Origin of the sequence: Vibrio sp. B181a, assembly GCF_030248375.1 — a bacterium.
GTDB classification, from domain to species: domain Bacteria; phylum Pseudomonadota; class Gammaproteobacteria; order Enterobacterales; family Vibrionaceae; genus Vibrio; species Vibrio campbellii.
In genome coordinates this window covers 56945-80580 of record NZ_JAHGAD010000036.1, presented here as the reverse complement: position 1 = coordinate 80580, position 23636 = coordinate 56945, and the positions used below count along the sequence as shown (strand labels likewise).

Annotated in this window: 23 protein-coding genes; 8 read left to right on the top strand and 15 right to left on the bottom strand. The window is 45.3% G+C overall.

The features are described from left to right. Nucleotides 1-435 precede the first annotated feature (435 nt). Together KIO97_RS16320 and KIO97_RS16315 are read left to right on the top strand one after the other, a co-directional pair. Nucleotides 436-759 carry a DUF3302 domain-containing protein gene (locus KIO97_RS16320; RefSeq protein ID WP_285383445.1) on the top strand — a complete coding sequence of 108 codons (324 nt, stop codon included), beginning with the start codon at nucleotides 436-438 and terminating at the stop codon, nucleotides 757-759. Further along, nucleotides 759-1754 (top strand): HlyD family secretion protein, encoded by a 996-nt coding sequence (locus tag KIO97_RS16315; protein ID WP_045457359.1) that lies wholly within the window; start codon nucleotides 759-761, stop codon nucleotides 1752-1754. Before KIO97_RS16320 ends, KIO97_RS16315 begins: the two co-directional genes overlap by 1 nt. Nucleotides 1755-1818: 64 nt before the next feature. On the opposite strand, the gene KIO97_RS16310 is transcribed toward KIO97_RS16315, so the two are convergent. Further along, nucleotides 1819-2724, bottom strand: coding sequence for a LysR family transcriptional regulator (locus KIO97_RS16310; protein ID WP_208444291.1), 906 nt, complete (start codon nucleotides 2722-2724; stop codon nucleotides 1819-1821). 286 nt (nucleotides 2725-3010) lie between these two features. On the opposite strand from KIO97_RS16310, the gene KIO97_RS16305 reads away from it, so the two are divergent. Beyond that, a complete protein-coding gene (locus KIO97_RS16305) occupies nucleotides 3011-3667 on the top strand; it encodes a hypothetical protein (RefSeq protein ID WP_285383444.1) in 657 nt (218 codons plus the stop codon). Between the two features lie 547 nt (nucleotides 3668-4214). After that, complete coding sequence (locus tag KIO97_RS16300) at nucleotides 4215-5126, top strand: DMT family transporter (protein ID WP_285383443.1); 912 nt, start codon at nucleotides 4215-4217, stop codon at nucleotides 5124-5126. Between the two features lie 62 nt (nucleotides 5127-5188). On the opposite strand, the gene KIO97_RS16295 is transcribed toward KIO97_RS16300, so the two are convergent. The 3 genes from KIO97_RS16295 to KIO97_RS16285 form a co-directional block, all read right to left on the bottom strand. Then, nucleotides 5189-6124 carry an ADP-ribosylglycohydrolase family protein gene (locus KIO97_RS16295; RefSeq protein WP_285383442.1) on the bottom strand — a complete coding sequence of 312 codons (936 nt, stop codon included), beginning with the start codon at nucleotides 6122-6124 and terminating at the stop codon, nucleotides 5189-5191. 201 nt (nucleotides 6125-6325) lie between these two features. Further along, complete coding sequence (gene manA / locus KIO97_RS16290; protein WP_373417327.1) at nucleotides 6326-7543, bottom strand: mannose-6-phosphate isomerase, class I; 1218 nt, start codon at nucleotides 7541-7543, stop codon at nucleotides 6326-6328. A 91-nt stretch (nucleotides 7544-7634) separates the two neighbouring features. Continuing rightward, on the bottom strand, nucleotides 7635-9542 hold the full coding sequence (locus KIO97_RS16285; protein WP_282065442.1) for a fructose-specific PTS transporter subunit EIIC: 1908 nt from the start codon (nucleotides 9540-9542) through the stop codon (nucleotides 7635-7637). Between the two features lie 382 nt (nucleotides 9543-9924). On the opposite strand from KIO97_RS16285, the gene KIO97_RS16280 reads away from it, so the two are divergent. Continuing rightward, on the top strand, nucleotides 9925-10767 hold the full coding sequence (locus KIO97_RS16280) for a helix-turn-helix transcriptional regulator (RefSeq protein WP_005451367.1): 843 nt from the start codon (nucleotides 9925-9927) through the stop codon (nucleotides 10765-10767). Between the two features lie 17 nt (nucleotides 10768-10784). On the opposite strand, the gene KIO97_RS16275 is transcribed toward KIO97_RS16280, so the two are convergent. Both KIO97_RS16275 and KIO97_RS16270 read right to left on the bottom strand, forming a co-directional pair. Further along, nucleotides 10785-11561, bottom strand: a complete 777-nt coding sequence (locus KIO97_RS16275) for a PTS sugar transporter subunit IIA (protein WP_285383440.1) — start codon at nucleotides 11559-11561, stop codon at nucleotides 10785-10787. A gap of 12 nt (nucleotides 11562-11573) precedes the next feature. After that, on the bottom strand, nucleotides 11574-11873 hold the full coding sequence (locus KIO97_RS16270; protein ID WP_005432059.1) for a PTS fructose transporter subunit IIB: 300 nt from the start codon (nucleotides 11871-11873) through the stop codon (nucleotides 11574-11576). Between the two features lie 233 nt (nucleotides 11874-12106). Between KIO97_RS16270 and KIO97_RS16265 the strand changes: the two genes are divergently transcribed. From KIO97_RS16265 to KIO97_RS16255, 3 genes are all read left to right on the top strand, one after another. After that, nucleotides 12107-13978, top strand: coding sequence for a fructose-specific PTS transporter subunit EIIC (locus KIO97_RS16265; RefSeq protein WP_191117062.1), 1872 nt, complete (start codon nucleotides 12107-12109; stop codon nucleotides 13976-13978). Further along, entirely contained in the window at nucleotides 13914-14300 is a 387-nt protein-coding gene (locus KIO97_RS16260; RefSeq protein WP_285383439.1) for a DoxX family protein, read from the top strand. The genes KIO97_RS16265 and KIO97_RS16260 overlap by 65 nt, the downstream gene beginning before the upstream one ends. Nucleotides 14301-14416: 116 nt before the next feature. After that, the gene (locus KIO97_RS16255; RefSeq protein ID WP_010452745.1) at nucleotides 14417-15295 is read left to right on the top strand and encodes an NAD(P)-dependent oxidoreductase; all 879 of its coding nucleotides are present in this window, start codon (nucleotides 14417-14419) and stop codon (nucleotides 15293-15295) included. A 195-nt stretch (nucleotides 15296-15490) separates the two neighbouring features. On the opposite strand, the gene KIO97_RS16250 is transcribed toward KIO97_RS16255, so the two are convergent. From KIO97_RS16250 to KIO97_RS16210, 9 genes are all read right to left on the bottom strand, one after another. Continuing rightward, a complete protein-coding gene (locus tag KIO97_RS16250; RefSeq protein WP_029790098.1) occupies nucleotides 15491-16927 on the bottom strand; it encodes a catalase in 1437 nt (478 codons plus the stop codon). A 294-nt stretch (nucleotides 16928-17221) separates the two neighbouring features. Beyond that, nucleotides 17222-17839, bottom strand: a complete 618-nt coding sequence (locus KIO97_RS16245) for a glutathione S-transferase family protein (protein WP_039985273.1) — start codon at nucleotides 17837-17839, stop codon at nucleotides 17222-17224. 14 nt (nucleotides 17840-17853) lie between these two features. Continuing rightward, entirely contained in the window at nucleotides 17854-18885 is a 1032-nt protein-coding gene (locus tag KIO97_RS16240) for an NADP-dependent oxidoreductase (protein WP_285383438.1), read from the bottom strand. A gap of 102 nt (nucleotides 18886-18987) precedes the next feature. After that, nucleotides 18988-19575 carry a TetR/AcrR family transcriptional regulator gene (locus tag KIO97_RS16235; protein ID WP_045417243.1) on the bottom strand — a complete coding sequence of 196 codons (588 nt, stop codon included), beginning with the start codon at nucleotides 19573-19575 and terminating at the stop codon, nucleotides 18988-18990. Between the two features lie 50 nt (nucleotides 19576-19625). Next, nucleotides 19626-19946, bottom strand: coding sequence for a N(4)-acetylcytidine aminohydrolase (gene yqfB, locus KIO97_RS16230; RefSeq protein WP_005432046.1), 321 nt, complete (start codon nucleotides 19944-19946; stop codon nucleotides 19626-19628). A 98-nt stretch (nucleotides 19947-20044) separates the two neighbouring features. After that, entirely contained in the window at nucleotides 20045-20434 is a 390-nt protein-coding gene (locus KIO97_RS16225; protein WP_005432044.1) for a VanZ family protein, read from the bottom strand. 2 nt (nucleotides 20435-20436) lie between these two features. Further along, entirely contained in the window at nucleotides 20437-21744 is a 1308-nt protein-coding gene (locus KIO97_RS16220; protein WP_285383437.1) for a lipopolysaccharide biosynthesis protein, read from the bottom strand. 8 nt (nucleotides 21745-21752) lie between these two features. Further along, nucleotides 21753-22784, bottom strand: coding sequence for a glycosyltransferase (locus KIO97_RS16215; protein WP_285383436.1), 1032 nt, complete (start codon nucleotides 22782-22784; stop codon nucleotides 21753-21755). Further along, the gene (locus KIO97_RS16210) at nucleotides 22784-23614 is read right to left on the bottom strand and encodes a putative capsular polysaccharide synthesis family protein (protein ID WP_285383435.1); all 831 of its coding nucleotides are present in this window, start codon (nucleotides 23612-23614) and stop codon (nucleotides 22784-22786) included. Before KIO97_RS16210 ends, KIO97_RS16215 begins: the two co-directional genes overlap by 1 nt. Nucleotides 23615-23636 lie beyond the last annotated feature (22 nt).

Here is a 23636-nt window from a genome sequence, read left to right as displayed (position 1 = left end):
CTAGTTAATACCGCTTATGTCTTTGTATGCGGACTGCTGGTACCAGCGAAAGAATAAAAGTGATTTTAGGTTTGTTGCTCGTGCCGGGCGATTAATACCCGTTTAGAGAGATGGAGGGGTCCAATCGATTTTTTCGGAATATTTACTGGTCTTGCAACCTTTTCCAAAGCGATATCAATCTTGGTATCGCTTTTTTTCTGTCTACCTATTCAAATCTTGAATGAGTATCTAAGTCTAACTTGATGATTTTATAGACAATTAAATATCACTAAACTGTCATTTAAACAGGAATCAATAGTCCTGATGGAAGCCTCATCCTACTATTTCTTCATTGCGACGGAGCGACAAGCTTAAGGAAAGTCATCACTCAGTTACGTTTTAGCATCACCTAGAATTTTTAAATGCCTAGAACGTCTTAAACTAGGAGCTTCCACAATGAATTTAACCTTGGATTACGCCTCTCTGGCGATCTTATTTATAGTGCTGTTGATTCTGATTTTTGGATTGATTGCCCTGCACGATATTCCCTATGAAATTGCAAAAAAGCGGAACCACCCTCATGCCGATGCCATTCATGTCGCGGGTTGGGTGAGTTTGTTCTTCCTTCATGTGATGTGGCCGTTCCTTTGGATATGGGCGACCATGTACGACGGAGAAAAGCAGAACTGGCTAGGAGCAAAGCCATCAGTATCGCAACAAGATTACGAGAAGTTGTCGGCCCGTATAAATCAACTTGAACAAGCGAGAGAGGGCGAATAATGGAAACACTGATCATCTTAAGTTACGTCGCGCTGTGCGTGGTTGTATTTCGAGTCTTTCGCGTGCCTAAAACCAAATGGACACTCACCACTGCGTCGGTCATTGGTATGTTCATTGTGGGTTGGATTTTTCTCTATATGGCGATGTATCAACCAGTTTCTCGAATGGCGCGTCTGTACAGCGTGACTACGCCGATCACTTCTCAAGTGGAGGGCATGGTTACTCACGTATTTGTGCAAGGCAATCAGCAAGTGAAAGCGGGTGACCCACTTTACCAAATTGACGATACGCCGTTTAAAGACAAAGTGAACCGCATTCAAGGGGATATTAAACGTACTGAATCAGCGATTGATTTTTACCAAGCTGAATTAACGAGATACAAAAAACTCGGCAGCAAGGGTTATTCCTCTCAAGAGAAAATAGACAACATTGAGAGCCAATTGTTGGAGCAAAAAGCCAATCAAAGCAAATACCAATCAGAGCTTGAGATTGCGCAGTTTAATTTGAGTAAAACCACGGTAACTGCTCCGACGGATGGTTATGTCACTCAAGTGGCTTTGCGTCCAGGAATGAAGAGTCGCATTGTTCCTTTCCAAGGTAACCTGACCTTCGTTCACAAGGAAGACAAGCAGTTGTTTGCAGCATTTAAACAAGCGCCAGCACGTTATGTGAAAGTGGGGTATCCGGCAGAAGTCACCTTCAATACGATTCCCGGCCATGCATATAAAGCGCACGTGACACAAGTGAACGATATTTTTGCACAAGGCGCGGTATCGCCATCGGGTAACATGAAATACCCAGAGCAGATCCCTGCGGGTGGGCGAATCTTGGTCAAAGTGGCGTTGGATAATCCCGATTTGGTAAAAGACATGCCGCTGCCATCTGGTACCGATGCGCACGTTGCCGTCTACTCACCGAAATGGGAAATGTTCAGCATTGTACGAAAAGTGATTCTGAGAATGCAAAGCTGGCAAAACTGGTTATTTGAAGGCTAATGACAACAAGGGCAGAGCAACACGCTTTGCCCTTTTGCTATTGGTATTTTTTATTGGTCATCCGTTATTTAATCGATTGAGCGACTGCTTGTCTCAGTGCATTTCTAAGCCATTCATGCCCTTTGTCGTTTCTTTGTGATTGGTGCCAAGTCATATAAATTGGCACCTTGTTAGCTTCAAACGGGAGAGGATAAGCATTCAAGCCGAGTTTGATTGCTAAGTTATCTGCAAACCAACGTGATGTGACGCATATCCAATCGGTTTGTGACACCAATTGAAGCGCTGTCATGCTGGAGCCTGTGGAGTAGGCGACTTGTCTTGGTGGCAAGGTGTCTTCGATGATCAAAGAATCTAAGGCGTTGGTATTTAATCGCTGCGTTCGCCAAGTTACATGGGCTTCACGCATAAAGTCGTCATAGGTTAGGGGGCTTTTAATTCGGGGGTGCGATTGGCTTACTGCCACCATGAGCTCTTGCTCAAACAGCAATTCGTTGTGGTAGCCATGGTCGTTAAGAGGTACGGTGGCCAGTATTACATCCACGCGTCGGCGTCTTAAATCATCATGGCGATCTTGCTCATTTAAGTGTTCCACATCCGCTTCGATAGACACCAATGGTGCATGTTGGGATTTATATTTCGCCAAGGCCGGTACGAGCATCAAATCGATATCTTTATGGCTAGAGATTCGAAACGTGCGTTGGCTGGTTTCTGGCGTGAACTCTTGACGAGATTTTGAACCGTTGATCAATAGACTCAAAGGCTCTTTGATTTCCGCGTGTAACTCAATCGCAAAATTCGTCGGGACGATACCTCTGCCTTGACGAACAAAGAGGGGATCTTGGTATTGATCTCTTAACTTGTTGAGCGCGTGACTTACCGCTGGTGCGGTGATGTTTAAAGCGGTTGCGGCATCATTGACACTTTTTGACTTCATTACTGCATCAAACGTTTTTAACAAGTTAAGGTCCATAGGCACTCTCTTCTTTGGTTGTTTTACATTCTAAGCAGACTATGAAAACAAAATAAAGTTTAAGCTCATTTGGCAAGCGTTCGTTCTAGAAGGGGGAATAAAACAGGCTTTTACTGAGTTGATTTGCTGTTAATTATATGAATAAAAAGGATTTTATCCGTTTTTTAGGTGAGTTTAACCCTGATATATGGATCTAATATCACAAATTTCTATATTAAAGTTGTTTCATATTTGTTTGGTGAGTTAGTTTCCCTCTCGAATCTAACGAGGAGAATAGAACATTACTATGAAAAATATAAAAGTTGCAGTCGTCTTCATCGCTTGTATTAGCCTACAAGCTCATGCCAACAACTCAGTTGATATCACCAGTAGCACGCCTGAGGGAGTGCATACAAAGTTTGAGTCTGCTCATCAAGTCCGTGATCGCATGGCGTCGTCTGGTTTTACGCTGCATCGTTGTGGTATCCAGTCTATCAAGAAAGGCCACATGGCTGATCAAGATATGGAAACCCCACACAGCCAGATTACTTGTATGTACTCAAAACCTGGTGCGCAAGTTACGGATGAATCCGAAATTGCTTATTGGCACTTAAACGTCGTTTACGATATGAGCAGCCAGATGTACAAAGCAAGCAATGAGTTTACCGATATCTATCAGACTCATATCTACACGCTAACACCGAGCTACCTTCTAGACGCTGCTCCTAACTTTCATCAGCAAAGAGCAAGCCTTCAGTCATCTGGTAAGAGCGTTGGTGAGTGTGACTTGCAACAGATTTACTACTTTATGAAGCCGACAGAGGCAACGTACCTTTCGCATGTTGCGACTTGCCCAGTTTATGCCGCAGAAGGTGAACTATCAGGTCACCTGAATGTTGCTATCGACTACAACTCTGAAAGAAAAGGCTACACGGAAGCTAGTGTTGGCTTTGAATCTCTATAGTCTTTTAGATTAGTCAGTATTCAACCTTTCGCTTTATGCACCAGTTGATGACTGGTGCATTTTTAACTTTGCTGAGACTCTCTGGCAGCTTTGTTTGTCTGTGCGAACCCTAAAAAATACCCTAGCCTGCATTGGCTCAGGCTAGGGCGAAGCTCAGTCAGAGCGTTAAGGATTGCAGGAGTTACTATATATGCAATTGGTTTTATATTCGCTATCTGCCATCACACAACTAAACCTTTAGGGTGATGGAATGGTTAGTACGGTCGCCAAAAAGTGTATGTCTTTGGCTCAAGTGCTCTTTCGTGCCGTGCTCACCCCCATATTTTAAACGAGATAAAAAACCACAAACAAAACAATGATATTGCCATATCTTTGTATTGTAGAAATTATTTCTGCATTTTATCTTATATATAAAAAATTATTTTAGTTGGCAGGTAAAGAACCCTACAAATAGCAAAATGTTTCTCGAGGGAAGACTTTAGAATGTGACACGTAAATCTGGTGATACAAGCCAGTGAATATTAAATAATTTAAGTAAGTCGTCGTCATGAATTCAAAGTCTTTTATATTTTTGCTCTTTTTGTCTGTGTGTTTGATCTGGGGAACCACATGGTTCGCAATGGAAGTCGCATTGCACTCTATTCCTCCTGTTCTTGCCACAGGTATGCGTTTTTTCCTTGCTGCACCTTTGCTGTTTGTGATGGCAAAAGCATTCAAACAACCTTTGATGTTCCCAAAGGGTAAACGTCATTGGATTTTTATCGTGGCTGTTTTGTACTTTGCGATGCCGTTTACGCTGATGATTTACGGAGAGCAATACATCTCGTCGGGTCTTGCATCGATTATTTTTGCCAACATGCCGGTTGCGGTGATGCTAATGTCTGGCCTGTTTTTGGGGCTGCGTTTGGCGCGTCACCAAGTGTTTGGCTTGTTGACGGCAGTGGTAAGTCTTTGTCTAATTTTGGGCAACGAGATGCAACTGGGTGGGGAAGATTACTTACTAGGTACGCTGTCGTTAGCGCTTGCGGTGGCGATGCATGCGGTAATGTATGTGTTAGTTCAAAAGTACTGCAAGGACATTCAGGTATTGACCTATAACGCGGTGCCTTGCTTTATTGCGTCTCTGCTACTATTCGCTTTATCGGCAGTATGTGAGCAAGTTGGTGTAGCGGCATTTACTTACGACTCAGTCCTAGCGGTGGTTTATCTTGGCTTTGTGGCAAGTGTTGGCGGTATTGTGGCTTACTTTAAACTTGGTCAGGTTTCGACACCGTTTCAAGCTTCGATTTGTTTTCTGATTTTCCCTTTGGTCGCGTTATTCCTATCCGCGTTTATTAATGGAGAAATGCTTTCAGAGCAGTCGATTATCTTAATGCTACCTCTTATGTTTGGCATTTTGTTAACCAAAGCACCTAAGAAGCTTTTCAAGTTCCGCTCAGTGGCAGTACCCGCCGAGTAACGCATAGCAAGAGGTTCTCATGGGCCTCTTTTTTTGCCCTGAGCCCGCAACATCCCCTTCTTTTATAAACACTGCAATAAACGACGAGGAAGCGCGGTTTTATCCATCCAGTGATTTGGAATCGACATTGGTGTGTCGTAGTAACTTGCCCCAAGAATGGCACCTAGCGGTATAGCTCGTCCACTTGAATCGCCGCCACAGTAAATGTTCTCACGCATGGTAGTTTCGTAGCTTTCTGAGTTCATCAACAAATGACAAATCACCACAAACGAAGCGTCTAAACCGCAATGCATTCCAACGGACTCCGCAACGCTGGTAGCGCTTCTGCCGCTCATCGCTTCTGCATGTTGAATGTCGCTGGCAATCTTTGGAGAAACCGTCTGAGCTGCCATTACACACGCTTTGGGCGCTGCGCCTTGCAACGCGATCTGAATCATCACTGCGATAGCTTGGGCATACATAACTGCGGTGTCGTTGTTATTGGTAACCCGCACGGCGGAATCGACCAGTTTAGCGAGTTTGTCATCATCGGAATGAAAAGCCACCAAAGGCGGAAGCTTAGATAATGCAGGGTTTTGCGTGTCGTCAGCCCCGCACAAAGTTACGCGTAATTCTTTGTCTTCTAATGCATGAATGTTGAGCAGTGTTTGTTTAGTCGGTTTGTCTGTATAGCCCTGCCATTTACCACCAAAATCAAACCATTCTCGAAAGGAGCGAATGTAACGCGCCTCGTCGTAGTGTCCGGTTTGAACCAGAGCGTCTAACATGGCAACAAGCTGCGCGCCATAGTGGGTGAGCTCACCGACTTGTTTGCTACCGTGGGCAAAATAACCTTTGTCATGGTATTCAGTTCGGTTAGGTTGATGAAATTCCGGATGCGGAGAACCAAACTGCCTGATGAGCTCTTGATCGTAAAGCCAATGAAATCCGAGAGATGCTGCATCACCGACGAGTGCGCCGATAATGGCATGAAGAGAGCGAGCGTTTCTATGAGTCATCTTGCCACCTTTATCAACAGGGCTACTCAATAAGTCTTACACAGTTTCTTGGTTTTGTAGGGAAATGTTTCTGTTTTGGATCAAGACTATAGTGCTTAATTAACCATTGGTTTACTAGGGTTAAAAAGACTAGGGTTAAAAGCAAAACGCCCCGCGAGTGGCGAGGCGTTGGTTTTAGTGGCGTACTATTAATAATTACGATTAGCTGTAAGCGCGTGCGACACGACCTTCACAATCCAAAGTGACCTGTTTTGCGTAAGCCGGAATGAAAACTGATTGTCCTTTTTCAACTTCGCATGTTTCGCCGTTCGCGTGAGTTAGCACAAGTTTGGTATCCAGAGGCATAAGGATCTCAGCGGTTTGAACTTCTAGAGTACGCTGGTGAGCTTGTTTAACGATGGCGAATTTGAAATCGTCGACTGGGATTGGGTATTCCAACATATCGTCGATTTCGTTTGGTGCGAGCAATAGGCTGTCGAACGGCTTCTCGTTGAAGCGTGTACACGCAACAAGCTCTTTCACGTCCATGTATTTTGGTGTCAGACCAGCGCGTAGTACGTTGTCTGAGTTCGCCATGATCTCAAGACCTGTACCTTTTAAGTAAGCGTGTGGCGTTTCTGCATCCAAGAACATAGCATCACCCGGTTGTAGGGTAATCACATTAAGCATCAGTGGTGCAAACAAACCAATATCGCCAGGGTATTGCTTCTCTAGTTCAAGAATGAGGTTGAACAGAGGTAAGTCGGTGATGCGAGCTTGAGCCAATAGCACTGTCAACGCCATCTCTTTCTGTTCGCCCTCTAGTGACAGTAGACCCGAGAAGAAGGTCGCCAATCCTGTTGGCGTTTGGTTTGCGATTAGATCATCCACCAAGCCTTGTAGCTCAGGAATCGCGAGTTCAGAGAAGAAGCTGATGATTTCACTTGTTGGGCGGAAGCCATTCATCGCTTGGTATTCGGTTAGCGCGTAAACCAATTCAGGTTTGTGGTTTGGATCTTTGTAGTTACGGTTTGCAGCGGTTAGGGGGATGCCTTGTTTTTCTTCCAGTGCAAAACCCAATTCTGCTTGTTGTTTGTTTGGGTGAACCTGAATCGACAGTGCTTTCTCAGCGGCAAGCACTTTAAACAGGTATGGAAGTTCACCAAAACGGTTTGTGACTTCTTCACTCAGAAAGGCATTCATGTCTTGAGAAATCAGTGAAGACAGTTTGGTCTCTTCACCGTTTACCATCACCAATGAGCAACCGTTTGGATGCGCGCCCATCCATACTTCTGCTTGTGGTTCGCCCGTTGGGTTTTCAATGCCAAACAGTTGGTTAACAGAAGTAGTACTGCCCCAAGCGTAGTTTTGAATCACGTTGTTCATCAGGAAAAACATCGGATGCTTAGCTTGAGTTTGAATCGTTTGTGTATCGGACATCGTTAAATCAGACATAGAGTGTCACCATGAGAGAAAATCATGGCTTGGGCGACATTGCCCAAGCCATAGGAGCCATTGGGGGTAGGGGTGATTAAGCGGCTGCTTGCATCATTTTTGCTTTGCGAACTTTCTTCAGAGTTACACACGTTACTGCGGTAACCACTGCGCCAGCTGCCATACAAATCAGAGCAAGTACTGGGTGGTTCATCGCGCCAAGTAGAGCGACAACTGGACCGCCGTGAGCAACACTGTTGGTAATGCCGAATGAGAACGCCATTACTGCCGCTACCATTGAGCCAAGTACGTTTGCTGGAATCACTGACATTGGATCTTGCGCTGCGAACGGAATCGCACCTTCAGAGATACCAACTAGACCCATTGCGCCTGCTGCTTTACCCGCTTCGGTTTCTGATTCTTCGAACAGGTCGAACTTACGACCCAGTGCCGTTGCCAGTGCCATGCCTAGAGGTGCAACAGGGATTGCACACGCCATCGCACCCATAAATTGAGTTTGACCACTCGCAATCATGCCTACAGAGAATAGGAACGCGACCTTGTTGAATGGGCCACCCATATCGAAGCCAGCCATACCACCAAGTACGATGCCTAGTAGAACGACGTTACCTGTACTCATGCTTGTTAGTAGCGCAGTCAGACCGTCCATTAGGCTTGCGATTGGCGCGCCGATAACGAAGATGAAAAGACCAGCGATGAATAGCGAACCTGTGATTGGCGCAATCATGATTGGCACCAAAGGTTGAATGAATTTGTGGTAGTTAATCGACGTAATCCACTTCACGAAGTAACCCACAAGCAGACCAGCGATGATGGCACCGATAAAGCCTGTACCTGCGTCTGCGCCGTAGAAAGAACCGTTGTTTGCAATCCAACCACCGATCAAACCAGGAGCTAGAGCAGGGCGGTCAGCAATCGCGTAGGCAATGTAACCGGCTAGGATTGGGATCATCAGCGTAAAGGCAACTACACCAACGTTGAGGATTTGGTTCCACATGCTGCCTTCAGGAATAGCCATGCCCGCTTCACTTGGCTGACCACCGACGGCAAGAGCAAGTGCAATCAATAGACCACCCGTGACAACGAATGGGATCATGTGTGATACGCCGTTCATCAAGTAGCGGTATAGGTCCGAGCGAGCCTGAGAGGCTTTGTTTGCAACAGAAGTTTGCGCATTGCTGCTTGCATCTGCTTGGTATGTTGGAGCGCTTAACGCTTCGTTAATCAGACCTTGAGCATCGCGAATAGGGGCTTTTACGTTGGTTTTTACCACGCGTTTGCCCGCAAAGCGGTTCATGTCGACTTGCTTGTCACATGCCACGATGATTGCGTCTGCTCGTTCGATTTCTTCTGCGGTTGGGCTGTTTTTCACACCGATTGAACCATTCGTTTCAACCTTGATTTCGTAACCCATCGCCGCTGCACCTTTCTCAAGCGCTTCTGCCGCTAGGTAAGTGTGCGCAACGCCTGCAGGACAACCAGTAACACCAATGATGAAACCTTGGTTTGCTGGTGCGTCTGCCACTGCTTGCGGCTCTTCTTTAGCAAGCAGCAGTGCCAGTGCGTCTTGGCTGTTTGCTGCACCTAAAAATGCATCAATGAAACCATCTTCAATCAGTTTTGAAGACAGCTCTGCGAGAACTTCGATATGGTGGTTATCGCCACCGTCTGGAGAAGCGATCATGAAGAACAGTTTTGAAGGCAAACCGTCTTCCGCGCCGTATTCGATACCAGATTTGCTTACGCCGATCACAACCGCTGGTTCAATGACTGCTGCACTTTTGGCGTGTGGGATAGCAACGCCATCTTCAAATCCGGTGTTACCTAATTCTTCACGTGCTTTTATATCTGCAAGAAATTGCTCTTGGTCTGAAATACGACCTTGGGCGTGTAGAACTGCAACCAGTTCTTTAAATACGTCTTCTTTTGAAGTCGCTTGAAGATCAAGCTTAATCAAGTCTTCATTTATTAGTTTGGTGATCATTGTCGAACCCCTATAAATATAATTTTTATTTCAGGGGTATTTTGAAATTAACCAAGCGGAGACAGTAGTGAAGAAAAAATGCATTTACTGGACGATTGTAACCGCCCGACTAGAGTGTGATGTAGATCGTCTACTGGATAAACTTACTGCATATCTGTGACATTATGTGGAAGTCGATGAACCATAAGTGAAATGTGTTATTGCTCCAATATATAAGGGTTTAAAGGCTTTGTTGATGATTTGCTAGACTGGATAATTGATGCGTTAACTGGATTTTTGTAACCTTAAAATGGAAGTGTGATTTTGCTCAATAGCACAAAAATCCAGTAGGGTGTATATCTATAGGTATAGCATCATGGATGCGTGTTTAAGAGTACGTAAAATGATTTTTCATGATTTGATTTCATCAGTATTAAACGAGCGAGAACCATTCCACAATATATGGTTTGCTGGTGATTTTCATACACCCCCTGAATTTAGTTATCAGGTTAACTTCCCTCGATTAGAATTGGTCTTGTCTGGTGAATATATTAATGAAATGGAAAGTCATGATCGCAAAGTGACGCATATCGTAGCGAAAACCGGTGATGCGATATTTATTCCGCCAAACTGCTGGAATAAACCTGACTGGGACACAGATTGCTCGGTATTGAGTATTCTCTTTGGTCGCCGTCAATTGGGTTTGAGTCTTGTGTCCAAACGTAAAGGGGAAGCGAGCTTTTACGATATCCAAAAGCACAGCATTCAAACTCGTTCTGGATTTGCGATAGATAATATCTTGGAAGCACTGAGTTCATTGGCTCGTGAGTGTAATAAGAAACCAATGGATGAGTTGTTGCTGCAAGCCTTGTTGCAATACGCTAAGTCGATGTTAGATGCGCCTATCGAGACGCAGGCGCACAGCCGAGTGCAAGACCTGTATCAGGGTATTTGTATCTACATCCAAGAGAACTTCCACCGCCCAATCACACGTGACAGTATTGCGTCGAGGTTCAGCATCTCTTCTAACCATTTGTCGCGTTTGTTCCGTCAGCAAGGTCATATGACGCTAGCGGATTACATTACGTGGGTTCGAGTAGATCGCGCGAAGTTTATGCTCAAGAAATACAACTTTAAGTTGAATGAGGTATCTGTGCGCTGTGGATTCAAAGATGTGAACTACTTCTGCCGCGTCTTTAAGAACCGAACGGGCAGAACGCCAACGGAATATCGCGGTTCAATTTAAGGATAACATTGTAAAGATTAAGCGAGCAGCCTCGACATGGCGTACATCAGAAGCGCCTGTAAGTCGACGCTGCTTTTTGTTAGCAGCAAACGCTCAGCCATTTGGTCGGTCAGCAGGTTACGAGTTAGGTTGGTTGCTGCAATGATGTGCTCGCGTGTAGGCTTCGCTGGCATTACTAATGCTATAGCAAGATGCACTTCACCCATTTTGGATGCCCAATCCATCGGGATCTCGTTAGCGATAACTGCAACAGAAATGTGGTCCACACCTTCGAACATCACATGGGGCAGGGCAATACCCGGTGTTACTGCGGTTGAGGACCGCTCTTCACGTTTGATAAAGGCAAGGATGAGTTCGTCTGGGTGAATCGGATGAATAAGCTGTGCTAGCCCTTTCAAGCACTCAAACTTGGTGAGCTCAGTGTGCGCTTTGGCGTAATGCCATTGTATTTCACACGGTGGGCAAATCTGGGGATGTCGCTCCGCAAGTTGGCTTGAGAACTCGTAATTAATGTGGGAGCCGACAACGGTAAAGTTCTCAGCAATGATGTCTTTGATAACGAAACAGGCAAGCTCGGCATCAATACCGATGGCAGTGATTTGGCACAGGTCGCCTTGCTGCAAGCCGACCTGTAAAACCGCGACTGACTTGGTGAGTTCAGCGATGCGGTTTTGCGTTATGTTAATGATGTGTATGGTGCTTTTGAACTTTTTGGCGACGCGATTGAGGGGCTGCGCTACGTGAGCACTGGCATTAATATCGTCGACAAAAAAGGTGATCTGGTATTCGTTCATCTGCAAAGAGTATCATCGACAGTGTACAAGGAACACCTTATCAACATTGAGTAACACATCTTCAATTGGGATTTGGATTTTGTTAGTGCCTTCAAAGCGGGCTGGTTGCTCAATCTCAATATCGGACACAATTAAGACACGATCCGCCTGTGCAATGTCGTGGGGAGTGAGCTGATTCTCAATACCCATCGCACCTTGCGTCTCGACCTTAATTTGTACGTTATGCTTAGGCGCAGCTTTCATTAGAGCATCTGCCGCCATATAAGTATGAGCGATGCCTGTAGGGCACGCTGTCACCGCTACGATTTTCATGTTCTATCCACTTTATTTTTTTGTGGATTTTAGCATAGTGGTCGTCGGAAGGATGGATTTAAAGCAGATAATCGCAAGAGCTCTATCACAGTTTAAATCTCATGTTACATTAATCCAGTTAATGCACTTTTTGTCCTGTATTGGAAAGGACGAGTGTTGGTTACTCTGTACACAGTCATAGATGGAACAAATAACTCATGACTCTCGAGCGTGAACATTGCAAGGTACAAACAATGGACATATTAAACCTTATTGAGCCGGAAACCATTTGCTTGGACTTGCAGGCTCAAACCAAAGATGAAGCGCTCAAAGAGCTTGTCGAATTGTTGGACGCGGCGGGCAAGCTCACTAGCAAAAGTCAGTTCTTGGCGGACATTTGGAAACGAGAAGAGATTGGCAATACCGGCTTTGACGAGGGTATTGCCATTCCTCACGCCAAAAGCAATGCGGTCGCTAAACCCGCAGTGGCAGTGGGCATCAGCCGAAAAGGGATTGATTACGGCGCTGATGACGGCGAACTGTCTGACGTATTTTTCATGCTGGCTTCTCCTGATGGGGATGATCATCACCACATCGAAGTCTTGGCACAAATTTCCACCAAAATCATTGAAGATGGTTTCGTCAATAAGTTAAAAGCGGCGGAGTCGGTGGAGGAAGCGCGCGAGCTACTTACTGATATTCAGTCGAACGCGAATGACTCTGGTATCGATCCTTTAGAGTTTGCGTCTGAGCCTCTCAGTCCTTGGGCGCAAAAGCTCGGCAGAATGAAAGAACACTTGCTGTTTGGCACCTCTCATATGATTCCGTTTATTGTCGCGGGCGGCGTATTGTTGTCTCTTTCTGTGATGATTTCGGGCCATGGCGGCGTTCCGGAAGAAGGTATTCTGGCAGATATCGCTGAGATGGGTATCGCAGGTTTGACGCTGTTTACCGCGGTGTTAGGCGGTTACATTGCCTATTCGATAGCGGATAAGCCGGGTTTGGCTCCGGGTATGATTGGTTCGTGGATTGCGGTTAGTCACTACAACACCGGCTTCTTGGGCGCGATTGTGGTCGGATTTTTCGCCGGCTTTGTGGTTTGGTTACTGAAGAAGATTCAATTGCCGGACAGCATGAGTTCGCTCGGCTCGATCTTTATCTACCCACTGGTTGGTACGTTTGTCACCTGTGGCGCAGTGATGTGGGTGATTGGTTCACCTATCGCCAGCGCAATGACGACCATGAATGATGTGCTCACAGGTATGGCGGGCTCTGGCAAAGTGATGTTGGGCACTGTACTGGGTGCAATGACCGCATTTGACATGGGCGGTCCTATCAACAAAGTGGCGACCTTGTTTGCTCAGACTCAGGTGAATACTCAACCATGGCTAATGGGTGGTGTCGGTATTGCGATTTGTACCCCGCCTCTGGGCATGGCGTTAGCGACTTTCTTGTCGCCAAGTAAGTTTAAACGTGATGAGCGTGAGGCGGGTAAAGCGGCGGGCATCATGGGCATGATTGGCATCAGTGAAGGGGCGATTCCGTTTGCTGCCGGTGACCCAGCTCGCGTACTGCCTGCGATTGTTGCTGGAGGCATAGTCGGTAACGTGATTGGTTTTATGTTCCATGTCATTAACCATGCTCCGTGGGGCGGCTGGATTGTGCTGCCAGTTGTGGACGGCAAGATTGGCTACATAGTTGGCACAATTGCAGGTTCGTTTACCACAGCATTGATTGTTATTGCGCTTAAGAAGACGGTCACAGAAGACGACAGTCCGGTTGGTCAATCTCAAGCTTATACGTCTGTGCAAGGCGAGGGCGAAGCAGACATTCTTGCCGTGACGTCTTGTCCATCAGGTGTGGCGCACACCTTCTTAGCGGCGAAGTCATTAGAAAAAGCTGCTTGTGCGTTAGGCATTAAGATCAAGGTCGAAACGCAAGGAGCGAACGGTATCATCAACCGCATCACTGACAAAGATATCGCTAAGGCGAAGTTTGTTATTTTCGCTCACGATGTTGCCATCAAAGAGCCAGAACGATTTAGAAAAATGAAGGTGTTGGATGTCAGCACTAAAGACGCGATGCTCAACGCCGCAGCACTGTTACAGGCGAAAAGAATCCCTTAAGTACATAGCCCCCAATCAAGGCTATCTGCTAGTTAGCTCCATCATTTTTGATGGAGCTTTTTTTATCCCTGCGAAAAGTGCCGCTATGTTTTTGGTTGGACTGGTTGAGGTAACTGGTGCAATTTTGATGTTAATTGGCTTGTTATCGATGAACAACTTGTTAAGTGCGATAGGTGCAAGTTTTATTGTTTTCACCTCAGTTGGTGCGATGTTTTTCCATTTTCGTTTTGATACTTGGAAAGATGCGATTCCGTCAATGGTGACGCTTTTATTATCACTTTTGGTAACTTCGCCTTTGATTGAGTTTGTTGCGCTTATTTAAGACGAAATTATTGCAAGTAATGTTCTGAAATCTTTAGTAACATGTTTCAAATATTAACTGTTTCAAATAGTAATAGTTTCAAAACGTAACGTATTTCGAATTCAAGGAGGCTTGCAATGGAAAAACTAAGAGTAGCATTTATTGGTCTGGGTGTGATGGGATACCCAATGGCTGGTTACCTAAGTAAAGCGGGCTTTGAAACCAAAGTATACAACCGCACAAAAGCGAAAGCCGACAAATGGGCTGAAGAATACCAAGGCGTGGCTTGTGAAACACCACGTGAAGCGGCAGAAGGCTGTGACATTGTTTTTACCTGTGTGGGTAATGATGATGACGTTCGTAGCGTTGTTTACGGTGAAGAAGGCATTCTGGTTGGCTTGAAAGCGGATGCAGTGTTAGTGGATCACACGACGACTTCTGCAGACCTAGCGGTTGAGCTGGCTGAAGCGTGTGTTAAATACGGCAATCACTTCATTGATGCGCCAGTTTCTGGTGGTCAAGCGGGCGCAGAAAACGGTGTACTAACCATCATGTGTGGTGGTGAACAAAGCATTTTTGATCGTGTCTCTCCAGCGATGGATGTGTACGCGAAGCAGATGACGCTACTGGGTGAAAACGGTCAGGGTCAACGTTGTAAGATGGTAAACCAAATCTGTATTGGTGGCGTTTTACAAGGTCTGAGTGAAGCTTTGCTGCTGGCACAGAAGTCAGGCTTGGACATCGCTCAAGTTGTAGAAACGCTGAAGCACGGCGCTGCAGGTTCATGGCAGATGGAAAACCGCGCAAATACGATGGCGGAAGATAAGTTTGATTTTGGCTTCGCTATTGATTGGATGCGCAAAGACTTGGGTTTCTGTCTGCAAGAAGCAGAGCGAGTGGGTCTAGAACTTCCACTGACTAAGAAAGTGGATGAGCAATACGCAGACCTTCAACGAGATGGTTTAGGTCGCATGGATACATCAGTACTGATCAAAGCGGTCGCTAAAAATCAGTAGTTGATGAATCAGTAATAGATAAACAGTTCTTTGGTATCAAAGAGCTTAAAGAAATCTAAGTTAATCATAATGAATCTCCTTGAGCATTGGTTGTGGCTAGTGATTAAGGATTAGTGATTTGAAATCAGGAGGTGCTGTTGGGCACCTCCTTTTTTATGTCTTTTAATCACACAGCGTGATGATTACAGCGTTCGCTTACTTGTTTAAGCCTAGTGCAATCTCAAGACCTTTGCCGTACGCTTCGTCCGCTTGGTATGCGTGTTGAACGTGGCGCTGTTGGATGAACTCTGGTACACCGTCCATTGCGCGAGCTGTGTTGTCGAACAGAGTTTGACGTTGCTCTTCACTCATCAGACGGAATAGGTCACCCGCTTGGCTGAAGTAGTCTTCGTCTACACGGTGATCGTAGTGATCAGCATTGCCGTTGATGCGTAGAGGTGGCTCAGAGTAATCTGGTTGCTCTGCCCATTCTTGTTTGTAGTTTGGCTCGTAACCTAGTGTTGAACCAAAGTTGCCATCAACGCGCATTGCGCCATCGCGGTGGTAGCTGTGAACAGGGCAACGAGGTGCGTTCACTGGGATTTGATGGTGGTTCACACCTAGACGGTAACGCTGAGCATCGCCGTAAGCGAACAGACGACCTTGTAGCATCTTATCTGGTGAGAAGCCGATACCAGGAACTACTGCTGCTGGGTTGAACGCTGATTGCTCAACCTCTGCGTAGAAGTTTTCTGGGTTACGGTTCAGTTCGAACTCACCAACTGGGATCAGTGGGTAATCTTTCTGAGACCATACTTTTGTTAGGTCGAATGGGTTGAAGTTGACTTCATCCGCTTCTAGTTCCGGCATGATCTGTACGTACATCTTCCATTTAGGGAAGTCTTGACGCTCAATCGCTTCGTAAAGGTCACGGTGATGGCTTTCGCGGTCTTTACCTACGATCGCTTCTGCTTCTTGGTCAGTCAGGTTCTTGATGCCTTGTTGAGTTTTGAAGTGGAATTTCACCCAGTAACGCTCGTTTTCTGCGTTGATGAAGCTGAATGTGTGGCTACCAAAACCATGCATATGACGGTAAGAAGCTGGGATACCACGGTCACTCATTACGATAGTCACTTGGTGGAATGCTTCTGGTAGTGATGTCCAGAAATCCCAGTTGTTGGTAGAGCTACGCATGTTAGTGCGAGGGTCGCGTTTTACTGCGTGGTTTAGGTCTGGGAATTTTAGTGGGTCACGTAGGAAGAATACTGGTGTGTTGTTACCAACCAAGTCCCAGTTACCTTCTTCAGTGTAGAATTTTAGTGCGAAACCACGGATGTCGCGTTCTGCGTCTGCTGCACCGCGCTCACCAGCTACAGTAGTGAAGCGAGCGAATAGTTCTGTTTTTTTGCCGATGTCAGAGAAGATTTTAGCGCGAGTGTATTTTGTGATGTCGTGCGTTACTGTGAACGTACCGTAAGCACCAGAACCTTTTGCGTGCATACGACGCTCAGGGATCACTTCGCGGTCAAAGTGTGCCAATTTTTCAAGGAACCAAACGTCTTGTAATAGTTGAGGGCCACGAGGACCTGCAGTCATAACGTTTTGGTTATGTGCGACAGGGCAACCTGCTGCTGTAGTCAATTTCTTGCTCATTTGAATTTCCTTGCAATAGTGATAATAAATCTTGTTTTTTGGATGAATCCGAAAGTTATGCGAGGAGAATAACGCTGCAATTGAGAAGAAAAAAACTGTTATTAGCAATCAGTGTGATAGGTATCACCTATGCTTTAAGTGGTTGTTAATTAATGGCTTTATGTCAATTAACATTATTTGTCGTGTGGATTATAAATGGTATTCAGGCATGTTTGGTGTGAATGGTTTCTGCCTATTTCAAAGATTCCCGAAATAGACAGAAATTCTCAACGGTTTGAGAAGGTCTCAACTCGATTAACCGAACTTCACTTCAAGTTCTTCTGCTTTAGTAAACGCAGGATGAGTCGCGAGCTGTGCACCATAACGTTGGATGTTTGGGAAGCGCTCAATGACGCCAAACTTGTTTAGGACATCGACGACAAAAGACATCATGAAATCCGCGCCTGTTAGTCGCTCTTCTACAAAGTAGGTTTTCCCTTCTAGGCTTTGATCAACGTAGCCCATGACCTTCATGGTTTCCGCATCGGCGTAGTCCGCAAGGAAATTGGTCTGCGCACCATCTTTAGCAACAAACATCTTGAGCAGCAGGGGAACCATGGCTGAGCTCTCTGCAAAATGCAGCCATTGAATGTACTGCGTGTAAGCTTTGCTGCCACGCACTGGTGCAAAACGTCCATCTGCATACTTTTCAATTAAGTATTCAGTGATTGCACCAGACTCTGTAACGATCTCGTCGCCATCTTCCAATACAGGTGACTTGCCGAGTGGGTGAATGCTCTTGAGCTCAGGTGGTGCAAGGAAGGTGACGCTGTCACGAAGGTAAGGCACGATTTCATAATCCACCCCCAATTCTTCTAACAACCAAATGATGCGTTTTGAGCGAGACTGATTTAAATGATGCAGTTTAATCATAGAAGAATCTTTTCTTATACAGGTTGATTGGTTTGAATAACAAGCTTGCCGAAGTTTTTGCCTTCTAGTAGACCGATGAATGCCTCTGGCGCGTTTTCTAAACCTTCTACTAAATGTTCGCGATAGTGGATTTTGCCTTCTGCTAGCCATTGGCTTACATCTTTGACGAAGTTTGTGTAGCTTTGCTCGTAGTGGTCAAAAATGATGAAGCCTTGCATCTTGATGCGTTTGACCAGAATGTTACCCATCAGCATCGACATACGATCTGGACCTTCTGGTAATGCTGTCGCGTTGTATTGAGAAATCAAACCACAAAGTGGCACGCGAGCGCCGACATTTAGCAGAGGTAACACGGCATCAAAGACTTTTCCGCCCACGTTTTCGAAGTAGACATCAATACCTTTGTCGCATGTTGCTGCTAGTTGCTCTGCGAAGTCATCTGCAGTGTGATCAAGACATTCATCAAAGCCTAGAGTCTCTTTTGCATACTGGCACTTCTCTGCACCGCCTGCGACACCGATTACGCGACAACCTTTTAGCTTACCGATTTGACCAACCATAGAGCCCACCGCACCAGTTGCAGCTGCGACAACTAGGGTATCGCCAGCTTTAGGCTGACCAATTTCCAATAAACCCACATAAGCGGTAAAGCCAGGCATACCAAGCACACCAAGGGCATAAGACGGATGCGTCGGTTCACTGCCTAATTTAAACAGACCTTCGCCGTTAGATAGCGCGTAATCTTGCCAGCCTGTGTAAGCTACTACCCATTCGCCAGTTTGGAAGTCTGAGTTCTTCGATTCCACCACCTGACAAACTGTCCCGCCAACCATCACTTCGTTTAGCTCTACCGGATCAGCGTAGGATTTGCCTTCATTCATACGGCCGCGCATATATGGGTCAAGAGACAGATACACGCTACGCAAAAGCACTTCACCTTCGCTCGGAGTAGGGATGGCAGCCTGTTCTAAGCGGAAGTTCTCTGGGACAGGCGAACCTTTTGGACGGTTAGCCAATACGATTTGACGGTTGAGCGTTTGGGTCATGGTAAGTTCCTATATTGATTATTAGACCAGTCGTCTAGTTTTGATTCCTAAAAAATCCGCCGTACTTTTGGGGTAAAGATAAGGCGGATTAAGTGTGGTTCGTTATTTGCCTTTTAGCATACTTTGAGTGCTCTCAAAGCTACGCATTAAACCGGAACGATCCTGATACAGTTTGTTGAGTAAGCTTGCGCCAATCCATTGATGGTAAATCAAGTGGGCGGTTTGTTCTGCTGACTCAACTTGGATTGAGCCGTCTTCAATGCCCGCTTGGACACAATCTTCGATGGCTTTCACCACTTGAGTGGCACCCGAAGCCAATTTTACGCGCATCGCTTCTGAAAGATCAGAGACTTCAGCACTCAACTTCACCACCAAGCATTTGTTGGCGTTACATTGGCCATTTTCAATCGCCATCCAGCGCTCAAAGTAGCTCAAAAGGCGGTCGCAACCAGAGCCTTCACTTTCAGTAAAGTGGGCTGTGATCATCTTAAGGTAGCGAGAGAAGTAATCTTCAATCAATGCCTCACCAAATTGCTCTTTCGACTTAAAGTAATGGTAGAAAGAGCCTTTCGGCACATCCGCTGCCTTTAACAGTTCAGAGAGCCCAACACTAGTAAAACCTTTGGTCACTACCAATTGGTAGCCGACATCGAGTATGTGTTGGCGTGTATCGTTCGTTTTTGCGTTCATGAGCAATACTATAAAAGCGATTAGACCAGTCGTCTAGTGATTTATGGTTCTTACTTGATCAGCTCGTACTCAATGACATACAGCTCATCGATGTTCGGGTAGATCTCGCGAATAAGCTCTTTCAGTTTTGGCAGTTCAATCGCTTCTTGTTCTGCGTGGAACTCGTTGATGTCATCAAACTTCAGTGGTGCAACTGATAGGATTTTGATATCACATACTTTGCGGTCTGTTTCTAGGGTAAATACTTCCACTTCGGTGTTTGGCACGTAGTGGCTCTCTGATTCATCACGAATCGTGATTGTCTTTTTACCTGCAGTGATAAGTGGTGTCAGGAATTCAAAGAAGGTGATTTTAGTTGGATGTGAAGACATAACCGATGCTCATATTAATCGAATAGGGCAAGAGTATATCACGCCCGTGTGAAACAGGCGCGTTTACGTCATTTAGAGTGCAGAGTTTGTCGATAAACTTATTGATTAGAAAAGATTTTTATAAACTTGGCAAAAAAATAGCCTGAGATAATACCAATCCAATTTGTACTTAAATCTTCAAAGCTAAAAGAGCGAGAGGGGATAAACAGTTGGCTAAACTCCTCAAGAGAAACGATACACAACAAAACAATCAACAGGCGGATACCAAACATGTCTGCTTTCGTTGCTTTCACCCATTTAGGAAAATTAAATACAGCAAGAAAGCCGATTAAAAGACTAAAGGTGAAATGTAACGTACTCGAACCGCCAACATAGTTCTCCATGCTTTGATACACACTATGGTCGATATCGGAACTCTTCCAAAGTGATAAAGAGACAGTAAGCAGAAGTACTAAGATAAAGCTGTATCGAGCAATGGTATTGGTCATATTCACCCCACGGGAAAGAAGCCTAAGTAACGTTTCACAAAATACAATGCTGCAAGGTTTTGAATAGCTAAGCCAATGGCGATCGCCCAAGCCGCACCAAGCACACCGTGTGACTGAGAGAGCACTATCAGCAGCGCAATAGAAATGACACCGGAGACAATAGTGATGTATTTCATTGTTTTCTCATGACCACTCATCAGCAATAGAAAGCCAACTGAACCAGTGGCAACATTAATCAGTTGCCCTAATGACAAAGCAATAAGCAGTGGTGCGGCAGCAATAAACTCTTTGCCAAATAACTGCATAACAAACTCTGGGAACAGTACGCAAATAATCACGGGGATAATTGCAGCGGCGATGTTGGCTCTGCAGGCAAGGCGGCTGAGGTTTCGTAGGCGATCCATTTTTCCTTCTCTATAGAGAGAGGCAAACATTGGAGCAACGACAAAGTTAATTGTGATGAGGACAAAACCGATCAGCAAAGAGGTACGCTGTGCAGCAGCAAGAAGCCCAAGCTCAGAGGTAGAAATAAAAAAGCCTGCGATCACTAAGCTTCCCCATTGGACTAAATTGGTGAAGATACTTCCAATCCAGACTTGTTTAGCTGAATAGCTAAGTTCACGGTTTACCGCGGTTTTCCCATGCTGATATTGACCTGAACGAACCCACTGAAGCGTCGACAATAACGCAATAAGCGCTGCTGCGATTAATAGAAGTGCCATCAAAGTATCGGTCGTTATCGGCAATGTTCGTTTGGCTGCAACAATCAAGACCACCATCAGAAAGCTAACACCGAGTTGCAGAGCGACAAGAGAAGCAATGACTTTCCTGCTGGCTTGTAGTACTCGACTGTTGGTTTGACCGATAACAAGGAGAGGAATAGCCGCAAGAGAAACGGCAAGCGAGAAGGAGGTCACTTGAGTGGTATTGAGTTGTTGTGGAAAAGAGATAAGTGCGAGGTAAATTAAAGTACAGACTGCAATGCTAAATAAGAGGCTACGAACTAAGGCGATGCGATAGTTGTTACTTTGCTCCGCTCTGTCTTGGTTTTTAAATGCAATGGCATTGAACTTCACCAGTGAGATATTGAAACCAAGCTGTGCAATAACGGCGATAAGGGAGACAAGGTTGAACAGATAAAAGAATTGTCCAGTTGTCGCTGCATCAGAATACCTTGATACTACAAGCGTCAACAAAAAAGCGAAGAAGGCTGCAAGTGCTTTAACGATCCCCGTAGCAGCGCCAAGTGAGAAGAATTGCTTCTTTTCACTTGGTAGGTTTTGGATTTTTTGGTTGATGGATTGAAGCATGGAATCCTCTAGCTATAAATGCTGTTGAGTGCTAGACGTTGTTTTTCTTCACTAAACGCATCATTGAGCCCAATTGTGTATCGATAGAAGTCGATGTCGTAGTAGTGATTGATACAATGGCTCATCTGTTTGGCCATTTCTTCTGGAGTTGCCGCTAAGAAAGGATAGTTAAGATCCTTCGTGGCACCGATAGAGCGAATAACCATAGGTAAGTGCAACTTTGCGGCTTCCAAAATAGTGAGAGGCATGCCTTCCCAGGCGGCTGTGTGAAGATACAAATCCGCGTCTTTGAGTAGATTCACGACGTCATCGCGAGGAATCATTCCGGTTACCGTAATCCCCTGTGTGCGAAGCTTATTTTCAAGCTCTGCCTCACCACCGCCAATCCAAGTAATGTCAAATTTCCGCGCCAGCTGTGAAGGGGCAATATGATTCAATGTATCCAGTAAAAACTGAGGATCCTTTTGTGGCGCCACGCGGCCAAGTACCACAAGTTTTAGCGTGGTTTGTTGTGAGCTTTGTGGACGCTCTTCACTATCATATGTCACGTAATTGTTCAATAAATCAGCACGTTTGGCGCCGATGCTGATGGCTAAATCACACTCGCGTTGGCTGCAACCTGCCACCACATCAATCCTGCTGATGGCCACTTTTTCTAATGTTTTGTAGACCTGTTTAGCAAAGCCGGAAATGTCTTCACGTTCAAAAGCGTAACAATGAGGCGTATAAACTAAACGCGCTCCACCGAGCTTTAAAAAGCGACCTAAAAAGCCCGCTTTACTTGAGTGTAAATGAACAATATCTGGTTTGAGCTCAGAGATAAATGCGTTGGCGTCTTTCATAAATTGCAGCAGATTGCCCTCAACCCATCTTGCATGGCTAAAACCATGGTTGCTCGATTCATTGGTCATATCGTTTGAGCGCGCGCGTGCGAGCAGTGAATGTTCATAAGGCTCTGAACGTGATGAATGGACGTAGCTGTAAAGTGCCGTTTGAACGCCTCCACCGAAGGCTTCAGTAATATGTAGTACTTTTTTCATCACGACTTCGTCCCTGGTGTTTGTTTCCACTTGTCTTTAAATGCCTCGCGTTCCTGTTCTGAGTAAACATGGCGATAGAGGGGCAGGTCGTACATGTAGAAAAGCTTCGAGAAGTCGTAGTGTTCTTTAAAGTACTGATGGATGTTGGAATACCACTTGTTCTTTGCTTCATTACTGTTTTTAAGAACGAAGTCATCAAGCTGAAGAAACTCACCAATCTCTTGATCGAGTGAGCTAAGTTGTTCGCATTTAATTAGGATAACGCTGGCTTGTTCGTTATTGAACGTATAGAAAGGCTGAGTATTATCAAGCTCTTGCCTAAGAACATCGATGTCAAAGTTACGCTTAAGTTCATTATCGAACCAGTTAGCGAAGTAATTCAGGTTTATATAGTTATCGAAGCAGTGCTCTAGATGTTTGTAGGTCACATCCATATCACGATGAATAGCATCATTTTTCTTCCCTTCAATAAATTGAAGGTGTAAGTCTTGGAAAAAACGAGAAAACACGGTCGCGATAGGGTCTCGGACTAGTGTGACGATCTTGATATGCTCACGTTTTTGTAGAATGCGCTTACGCTTATTGAGCACCAGGCGATACATGGTGCGGTTCTTAAAATCAAAGAATTTACTCACGTCCTTTTTGTTGTGATACATGTGGAACTCTTCATGATCATCAAAGGTATGGATGTGATAGCTCGGGATCTTTCTTTCGCCAAGAGTGTGTTCAATAGATGACGAGCCCACTTTGCCCATTTGATATACCAAAACAAAATTGTCTGCTTGAAGTTCTCGGTTTTTTTCAAATTGTCGAGAGATTGAATATTTCATTTATCCTATCCTTGATAACTTT

Bases quoted from the DNA above. Each gene is read 5' to 3' on its own strand.
- KIO97_RS16320 (WP_285383445.1), top strand. From the start codon at position 436: ATGAATTTAACCTTGGATTACGCCTCTCTGGCGATCTTATTTATAGTG.
- KIO97_RS16315 (WP_045457359.1), top strand. From the start codon at position 759: ATGGAAACACTGATCATCTTAAGTTACGTCGCGCTGTGCGTGGTTGTA.
- KIO97_RS16310 (WP_208444291.1), bottom strand. From the start codon at position 2,724: ATGGACCTTAACTTGTTAAAAACGTTTGATGCAGTAATGAAGTCAAAA.
- KIO97_RS16305 (WP_285383444.1), top strand. From the start codon at position 3,011: ATGAAAAATATAAAAGTTGCAGTCGTCTTCATCGCTTGTATTAGCCTA.
- KIO97_RS16300 (WP_285383443.1), top strand. From the start codon at position 4,215: ATGAATTCAAAGTCTTTTATATTTTTGCTCTTTTTGTCTGTGTGTTTG.
- KIO97_RS16295 (WP_285383442.1), bottom strand. From the start codon at position 6,124: ATGACTCATAGAAACGCTCGCTCTCTTCATGCCATTATCGGCGCACTC.
- manA (WP_373417327.1), bottom strand. From the start codon at position 7,543: ATGTCCGATACACAAACGATTCAAACTCAAGCTAAGCATCCGATGTTT.
- KIO97_RS16285 (WP_282065442.1), bottom strand. From the start codon at position 9,542: ATGATCACCAAACTAATAAATGAAGACTTGATTAAGCTTGATCTTCAA.
- KIO97_RS16280 (WP_005451367.1), top strand. From the start codon at position 9,925: ATGATTTTTCATGATTTGATTTCATCAGTATTAAACGAGCGAGAACCA.
- KIO97_RS16275 (WP_285383440.1), bottom strand. From the start codon at position 11,561: ATGAACGAATACCAGATCACCTTTTTTGTCGACGATATTAATGCCAGT.
- KIO97_RS16270 (WP_005432059.1), bottom strand. From the start codon at position 11,873: ATGAAAATCGTAGCGGTGACAGCGTGCCCTACAGGCATCGCTCATACT.
- KIO97_RS16265 (WP_191117062.1), top strand. From the start codon at position 12,107: ATGGACATATTAAACCTTATTGAGCCGGAAACCATTTGCTTGGACTTG.
- KIO97_RS16260 (WP_285383439.1), top strand. From the start codon at position 13,914: ATGTCAGCACTAAAGACGCGATGCTCAACGCCGCAGCACTGTTACAGG.
- KIO97_RS16255 (WP_010452745.1), top strand. From the start codon at position 14,417: ATGGAAAAACTAAGAGTAGCATTTATTGGTCTGGGTGTGATGGGATAC.
- KIO97_RS16250 (WP_029790098.1), bottom strand. From the start codon at position 16,927: ATGAGCAAGAAATTGACTACAGCAGCAGGTTGCCCTGTCGCACATAAC.
- KIO97_RS16245 (WP_039985273.1), bottom strand. From the start codon at position 17,839: ATGATTAAACTGCATCATTTAAATCAGTCTCGCTCAAAACGCATCATT.
- KIO97_RS16240 (WP_285383438.1), bottom strand. From the start codon at position 18,885: ATGACCCAAACGCTCAACCGTCAAATCGTATTGGCTAACCGTCCAAAA.
- KIO97_RS16235 (WP_045417243.1), bottom strand. From the start codon at position 19,575: ATGAACGCAAAAACGAACGATACACGCCAACACATACTCGATGTCGGC.
- yqfB (WP_005432046.1), bottom strand. From the start codon at position 19,946: ATGTCTTCACATCCAACTAAAATCACCTTCTTTGAATTCCTGACACCA.
- KIO97_RS16225 (WP_005432044.1), bottom strand. From the start codon at position 20,434: ATGACCAATACCATTGCTCGATACAGCTTTATCTTAGTACTTCTGCTT.
- KIO97_RS16220 (WP_285383437.1), bottom strand. From the start codon at position 21,744: ATGCTTCAATCCATCAACCAAAAAATCCAAAACCTACCAAGTGAAAAG.
- KIO97_RS16215 (WP_285383436.1), bottom strand. From the start codon at position 22,784: ATGAAAAAAGTACTACATATTACTGAAGCCTTCGGTGGAGGCGTTCAA.
- KIO97_RS16210 (WP_285383435.1), bottom strand. From the start codon at position 23,614: ATGAAATATTCAATCTCTCGACAATTTGAAAAAAACCGAGAACTTCAA.